7 protein-coding genes are annotated in these 6,924 nt (G+C 49.1%); 6 read left to right on the top strand and 1 reads right to left on the bottom strand.

Annotation, left to right across the window (positions count from 1 at the left end; genetic code table 11):
• Positions 1–424: 424 nt before the first annotated feature.
• On the bottom strand, positions 425–991 hold the full coding sequence (gmhB, locus tag LC431_RS24025; RefSeq protein WP_013574225.1) for a D-glycero-beta-D-manno-heptose 1,7-bisphosphate 7-phosphatase: 567 nt from the start codon (positions 989–991) through the stop codon (positions 425–427).
• 179 nt (positions 992–1,170) lie between these two features.
• Here gmhB and metN point away from each other — a divergent pair, with 179 nt between their 5' ends.
• The 6 genes from metN to proS all read left to right on the top strand — a co-directional run bounded on the left by metN (position 1,171) and on the right by proS (position 6,860).
• Positions 1,171–2,202 (top strand): methionine ABC transporter ATP-binding protein MetN, encoded by a 1,032-nt coding sequence (metN, locus tag LC431_RS24020; RefSeq protein WP_013574224.1) that lies wholly within the window; start codon positions 1,171–1,173, stop codon positions 2,200–2,202.
• Positions 2,195–2,848, top strand: coding sequence for a methionine ABC transporter permease MetI (locus tag LC431_RS24015; RefSeq protein WP_013574223.1), 654 nt, complete (start codon positions 2,195–2,197; stop codon positions 2,846–2,848). The genes metN and LC431_RS24015 overlap by 8 nt, the downstream gene beginning before the upstream one ends.
• A gap of 61 nt (positions 2,849–2,909) precedes the next feature.
• Complete coding sequence (locus tag LC431_RS24010) at positions 2,910–3,725, top strand: MetQ/NlpA family lipoprotein (protein WP_013574222.1); 816 nt, start codon at positions 2,910–2,912, stop codon at positions 3,723–3,725.
• 186 nt (positions 3,726–3,911) lie between these two features.
• Positions 3,912–4,319 (top strand): Rcs stress response system protein RcsF, encoded by a 408-nt coding sequence (rcsF, locus tag LC431_RS24005; RefSeq protein WP_013574221.1) that lies wholly within the window; start codon positions 3,912–3,914, stop codon positions 4,317–4,319.
• The gene (gene tsaA / locus LC431_RS24000) at positions 4,316–5,023 is read left to right on the top strand and encodes a tRNA (N6-threonylcarbamoyladenosine(37)-N6)-methyltransferase TrmO (RefSeq protein WP_013574220.1); all 708 of its coding nucleotides are present in this window, start codon (positions 4,316–4,318) and stop codon (positions 5,021–5,023) included. Before rcsF ends, tsaA begins: the two co-directional genes overlap by 4 nt.
• A 118-nt stretch (positions 5,024–5,141) precedes the next feature.
• Positions 5,142–6,860 (top strand): proline--tRNA ligase, encoded by a 1,719-nt coding sequence (proS, locus tag LC431_RS23995; protein ID WP_131638668.1) that lies wholly within the window; start codon positions 5,142–5,144, stop codon positions 6,858–6,860.
• Positions 6,861–6,924 lie beyond the last annotated feature (64 nt).

Below are 6,924 nucleotides of genomic sequence, written 5' to 3'. Positions count from 1 at the left end.
CAAACTCTTCAATTAAAAGTTCGATTTGCTTCAACAAGTGAAGCGGTGCTCAGAGATTACTTCGTAATAATTCAACTAAATGAATTACTGCTTGGTCACTCTAAGACTTGATATTTTTTGCCACCGAGGTGGCTGATATCGTCTTGTGAGTGCCCACACAGATTGTCTGATAAATTGTTAAAGAGCAGTGAGTTACGCGCTTTCGCTTGCTAACTCGAGGTGGCGTATATTACGCTTTCCTCATTCAGTGTCAACCGTTTATTTTATCCGGTTGCCGCTGTTTTTAATCTTTCCGACCCGGTCACTTCGTGATGTTGTTCACGTTGTTCCCTGTCGATGGAGCGGCATTATAGGGAGTTGGATTTTAATGGCAAGCGAATAAATACAGTTTTATTTCGTTTGCCGTTTTTTTGTCCAGAAGCCGTTATTTCTGCCCTTTTGCTATAAAGGAAGGCAATGCAGCAAGGCTTTCCAGTACCGCATCCGCAGCACTTTCACTTTCCGGGGTTACGGGTTTGCCGGTACGAACTAAAATCTTATGCCCCACTCCTGCAGCAGCAGCTGCCTGCATATCTTCCAGTTTGTCGCCCACCATATAAGAAGAGGCCATATCAATGCCTAGTTCTTCTTTGGCTGTCAAAAACATCCCAGGTTGCGGCTTACGGCAATCACAGGCTTGTGTAAACTCTTTAACCAAGCCTTCAGGATGATGCGGACAAAAATAGATACCGTCGAGATCCACGCCACGATCGGCAAGCGACCAGTCCATCCACTCGGTCAGAGTCAGAAACTGATCTTCAGTAAATTTGCCGCGTGCTATACCGGACTGATTGGTGACCAGCACCAGTAAAAAGCCCATCTCTTTTAATTTAAGACAAGCATCGATTACACCGTCGATAAACTGGAAGTTATCGATTTCATGTACATAACCATGATCGACATTCAAAGTGCCATCACGGTCGAGAAAGATTGCTGAAACAGGTTGTGCCACGAATTTGCTCCTGATGGCTGATTAACGGCGCCAGTATCGCATGTTTTCAATGCTTGTGAGAATGCTAACCTGGTTGACTTAGACGTCTAGACGCCTTAGCATCCACGACATGCTACGGGGAAGACCTCCGCAGAGTTAAATTCACCACGTCACGGCAAAAAGACAGAATAAAAAATAATATGATTAAACTTTCTAACATCACCAAGATTTTCCTGCAGGGTTCGCGCCAGATCGTCGCGCTCTCTGACGTGAGTCTTCACGTCCCTGCCGGACAAATTTATGGCGTAATCGGTTCTTCCGGCGCGGGGAAAAGTACCTTAATACGCTGCGTCAATTTGCTGGAGCGCCCGACTAAAGGCCAGGTGTTGGTCGATGGTCAGGATCTGATGTCCTTCTCAGAGAAAGCGCTGACCCGCGCACGCCGCCAGATTGGCATGATTTTCCAGCACTTTAACCTGCTGTCGTCACGCACCGTTTTTGGCAACGTTGCCCTGCCACTCGAACTCGACAATCTTTCTTCAGCCGATATTAAGAAACGAGTTTCCGAGCTGCTGAGCCTGGTCGGGCTGGAAGATAAGCATGATGCCTACCCGGCGAATCTTTCCGGTGGACAAAAACAACGCGTAGCCATTGCCCGTGCGCTGGCCAGTAATCCAAAAGTATTGCTGTGTGATGAAGCTACCAGTGCACTGGATCCAGCTACCACCCGCGCAATCCTGGAATTACTAAAAGATATCAACCGTCGTCTGGGTCTCACGATTCTGCTGATCACCCATGAGATGGACGTCGTAAAACGCATTTGCGATCAAGTTGCTGTGATCAGCGATGGCAAACTGATTGAGCAGGATAAAGTAAGCGAGATGTTCTCACATCCTAAGACTCCGCTTGCACAGCAATTTATTCAGTCAACGTTGCACCTGGATATTCCGGAAGATTACGCCGTGCGTCTGGTACCCCAGCCTGAAACGGGTCGCGTTCCTTTACTGCGCCTGGAATTTACCGGTCAGTCCGTTGATGCCCCGCTGCTTTCCGAAGCAGTCCGTCGCTTTGACATCAACAATAATATTATCAGTGCTCAGATGGATTATGCCGGCGGTGTAAAGTTCGGGATTATGCTGACAGAAATGCACGGTTCAGAAGAAAATACTCAGGCGGCAATTCAGTTCCTGCATGAGAATCAGGTGAAAGTAGAGGTACTGGGTTATGTCTGAGGCAATGATGTGGTTAATGGGCCGCGGAATCTGGGAAACGGTCATCATGACGCTAACCTCTGGCTTCTTTGGTTTTGTGTTAGGTTTGCCTTTCGGCGTACTGCTGTACGTCACCCGTCCGGGTCAGATTGCAGAGAATAAAAATATCTATCGCGTGATGTCGGCGCTGGTTAACATTTTCCGTTCCATTCCTTTTATTATCTTGCTGGTATGGATGATTCCCTTCACGCGTATGATTGTCGGCACCTCAATCGGTTTGCAGGCAGCGATTGTCCCGCTGACTGTGGGTGCTGCGCCGTTTATTGCCCGCATGGTTGAGAATGCCCTGCTGGAAATTCCAAGCGGTCTGGTGGAAGCCGCCCGCGCAATGGGTGCAACACCGATGCAGATCATCCGAAAAATCTTATTGCCGGAAGCTCTGCCAGGTCTGGTCAATGCTGCCACCATCACGCTGATCACTCTTGTAGGCTATTCTGCTATGGGTGGCGCTGTCGGTGCCGGTGGTTTGGGACAAATCGGTTATCAGTACGGTTATATCGGTTACGACGCAACTGTCATGAATACTGTATTAGTCCTGCTAGTGGTTTTGGTGTATTTAATTCAATTTTGTGGCGACCGCATCGTAAAAGCAGTCACACATAAATAACGAAACAACAGCTGTAATAGCTACCTGTGAATGATTTATATCCGTTTATTGAGGAAAGGACATGTCTAACAAATTCAAATCCATTGCAGTTGTCGGCGCGCTTCTGGGATCGCTGGCTTTAGTGGGCTGCGGGCCAAAAGAACAAGATCCAAATCACATCAAAGTGGGTGTGATCGTAGGCTCTGAACAGCAGGTCGCTGAAGTTGCACAGAAAGTAGCTAAAGAGAAATACGGTCTTGATGTTGAGCTGGTGACTTTCAATGATTATGTATTGCCTAACGAAGCACTGAGCAAAGGTGACATCGATGTTAACGCCTTCCAGCATAAACCTTATCTTGATCAGCAGATCAAAGATCGCGGTTACAAACTGGTCCCGGTGGGTAACACGTTCGTTTACCCAATCGCCGGTTACTCTAAGAAAATCAAATCTATTGATGAGCTGAAAGATGGCGACCAGGTTGCGCTGCCAAACGACCCGACTAACCTAGGCCGTTCTCTGCTGCTGCTGCAAAAACAAGGTCTGATCAAACTGAAAGACGGTGTTGGTCTGTTACCGACAGTTCTGGATGTGACTGAGAACCCTAAAAATCTGAAACTGGTCGAACTCGAAGCACCACAACTGCCACGTTCACTGGATGATGCGAAAATCGCTCTGGCCGTAATCAACACCACTTACGCCAGCCAGATCAACCTGACGCCAGAGAAAGACGGTATCTTCGTAGAAGATAAAGAATCTCCATACGTGAACCTGATCGTTGCACGTGAAGATAACAAAGATGCTGAAAACGTGAAGAAATTCGTTCAGGCTTACCAGTCTGATGAAGTGAACGCTGCAGCGAATAAAATCTTCAACGGTGGCGCAGTGAAAGGTTGGTAATTGCCCGAAATCAGGAACCCTACATTTTTCCTGAGTATTCGTTTCTAAGATAGTAGACTCGCAAATACATCTTTTCATAAATAAATAACAAGGCGGGCTTATGCCCGCCTTGTTATTTTCTCAATACCTTGGTTCAATAACGCCACATTCTTTCCTGTAAACATATTAAAAAGCAGAGGATATACCATGCGTGCTTTACCTCTCTGTTTGTCGGCACTTTTGCTGGCGGGTTGTTCCCTGACTCAACACACACAGCCAACCCCCCCTGCGCCTGTTGTAAAAGAAGAACCAAAACCTGTCAAACCAAAGCCGACACCAGTACGCCCCGCTCCTGTAAAGCTCTATAAAGATGCAGAAGCTTTAGTCGGAACTCCATTCCGTGATCTGGGCGAAGTCTCCGGCGAATCTTGCCAGAGCGCTCAAAATGATGCGCCACCGAGTCTGGCTACTGCACGGAAAAGAATGCTGACCCGTGCATCCTATATGAAGGCCAATGCCGTATTGTTACATCAGTGCCAGATTATCAGCGGCGTACCAGGCTGCTTCCAGCAGGCGATTTGTCAGGGTTCCGCCCTGAACGTCACGTTTAAATGACCTCATTTTCTTTTGAGCAAATAGGGATCATTCACTCGCCCTATAAAGAGAAGTTTGCTGTTCCGCGCCAGCCCGGATTGATCCAGGATGGTGGCGGCGAATTACATCTGCATCCGCCTTATAACCAGCCCGAAGCTGTTCGCGGGCTGGAAGACTTCAGCCATTTATGGGTGATGTTTATTTTCCATCAGACGATGGAAAGCGGCTGGCGTCCGACAGTTCGCCCACCACGTTTGGGCGGGAATGTGCGTACCGGTGTATTTGCCACCCGTTCAACCTTCCGGCCTAATCCGCTCGGGATGTCTCTGGTTGAACTGAAAGGGATTCGCTGTCAGGGTCAGAATGTCATTCTGCAGCTTGGCAGTCTGGATTTAGTGGATGGCACACCTGTTGTGGACATTAAGCCGTATCTTCCCTTTGCGGAAAGCCATCCTGATGCACACGCCGGTTTTGCTCAGCACGCACCTGATGCCGATATGCCGGTAGAATTTTTACCACAGGCTGAACAGCAGCTGGCTGAGCATGCGAGGCAATACCCGCATCTGCGCCGCTTCATCACGCAGGTTTTAGGACAGGATCCCCGTCCGGCTTATCGCAAAGGTGAAGCCACAGCGCGCGATTATGCCGTTCGTTTACTCGAGTTTAATGTCCGCTGGCGGGTCACAGGCTCTGTGAATCAGGTATTGTCCCTCGACAAAGACTAAATTTCCTCTGCCTCTCTTTTGACAATAGCAACTCGCTGGTAAACTAAGCCACTTTTCACGTTTTGGCTGCCCATGGCAGCCCGATTGCAATTTGCAGTGCTAACGGAACCAACACATCATGCGTACTACTCAATATCTGCTCTCTACACTGAAAGAGACGCCAGCCGACGCGGAAGTTATCAGCCACCAGCTGATGCTGCGCGCAGGGATGATCCGTAAACTGGCCTCAGGCCTGTATACCTGGCTGCCGACCGGCTTACGTGTTCTCAAGAAAGTTGAAAACATCGTACGCGAAGAAATGAACAACGCGAACGCCATTGAAGTGTCGATGCCGGTAGTCCAGCCCGCTGATTTGTGGCAGGAGAGCGGACGTTGGGAGCAATATGGTCCGGAATTGTTACGTTTCGTTGATCGTGGCGAGCGCCCGTTCGTACTGGGTCCAACCCATGAAGAAGTGATCACTGACCTGATCCGTAATGAAGTCAGCTCATACAAGCAGCTGCCACTGAATTTCTTCCAGATCCAGACTAAATTCCGTGACGAAGTTCGCCCGCGTTTTGGTGTAATGCGTTCCCGTGAATTCCTGATGAAAGATGCCTACTCATTCCATACGACGCAGGAATCTTTGCAGGAAACTTATGACGCGATGTACGCGGCCTACAGTCAGATTTTCAACCGTATGGGTCTGGATTTCCGTGCCGTGCTGGCGGATACCGGTTCTATCGGCGGCAGCGCCTCTCACGAATTTCAGGTGCTGGCACAGAGCGGTGAAGATGATGTCGTATTCTCTGATTCTTCTGATTTCGCCGCTAACATCGAATTCGCAGAAGCGCTGGCACCCGCAACGCCACGAGCTGCAGCAACAGAAGAAATGCGGATTGTCGAAACGCCGGACGCAAAAACTATCGCTGAACTGACAGAACAGTTCCAGGTTCCGGTTGAGAAAACGGTGAAAACTCTGATGGTTCATGCAACAGCGGAAAGCGGTCATAAACTGGTTGCTTTGCTGGTTCGTGGTGATCATGAGCTGAACGAAATCAAAGCCGAGAAGCTGCCGCAAGTTGCTGCACCACTAACATTTGCAACGGAAGCAGAGATTCGTGAGATCGTCGCGGCTGGCCCGGGTTCACTCGGTCCGGTTAATCTGCCAATGCCAATCGTCGCGGATCGTACTGTTGCTGCAATGAGCGATTTCAGCGCAGGCGCTAACATCGACGGTAAACACTATTTCGGAATTAACTGGGATCGCGATGCTGCGCTGCCAGAAGTAGCCGATATCCGTAATGTAGTAGCCGGTGATCCAAGCCCTGATGGTCAGGGAACGCTGGTCATTAAACGCGGTATCGAAGTTGGTCATATCTTCCAGCTGGGAACCAAATATTCCGAAGCGATGAATGCTACCGTTCAGGGCGAAGATGGTCGTAACCAGTTGATGACCATGGGTTGTTACGGTATCGGTGTGACTCGTGTGGTCGCTGCGGCGATTGAACAAAACCACGATGACCGCGGTATTATCTGGCCGGATGCTATCGCACCGTTCCAGGTCGCTATCCTGCCAATGAACATGCACAAATCTTTCCGTGTGAAAGATGCGGCAGAAGCGCTGTATAAAGAACTGCGTTCACACGGTATCGATGTGATCCTCGACGATCGTAAAGAACGTCCGGGCGTCATGTTCGCGGACATGGAACTGATCGGTGTGCCGCATCAGGTGGTGATTGGTGATCGTAATCTGGATGCTGAAGAGCTGGAATACAAAAACCGTCGCACTGGCGAAAAACAGATGATCAAACAAAGCGATATCGTGGAATATCTGCTGAGCCAGATCCCGCGTTAAGATCCGCTGATGATCATTTGTCCATAAAAATGCCCGCGTAATGCGGGCATTTTTATTTGTGCTA

Origin of the sequence: Rahnella sp. GSA61A, from assembly GCF_019969905.1 — a bacterium.
Classification (GTDB): Bacteria; Pseudomonadota; Gammaproteobacteria; order Enterobacterales; family Enterobacteriaceae; genus Rahnella; species Rahnella aceris.
This window is presented reverse-complemented; position numbering and strand designations above follow the sequence as displayed.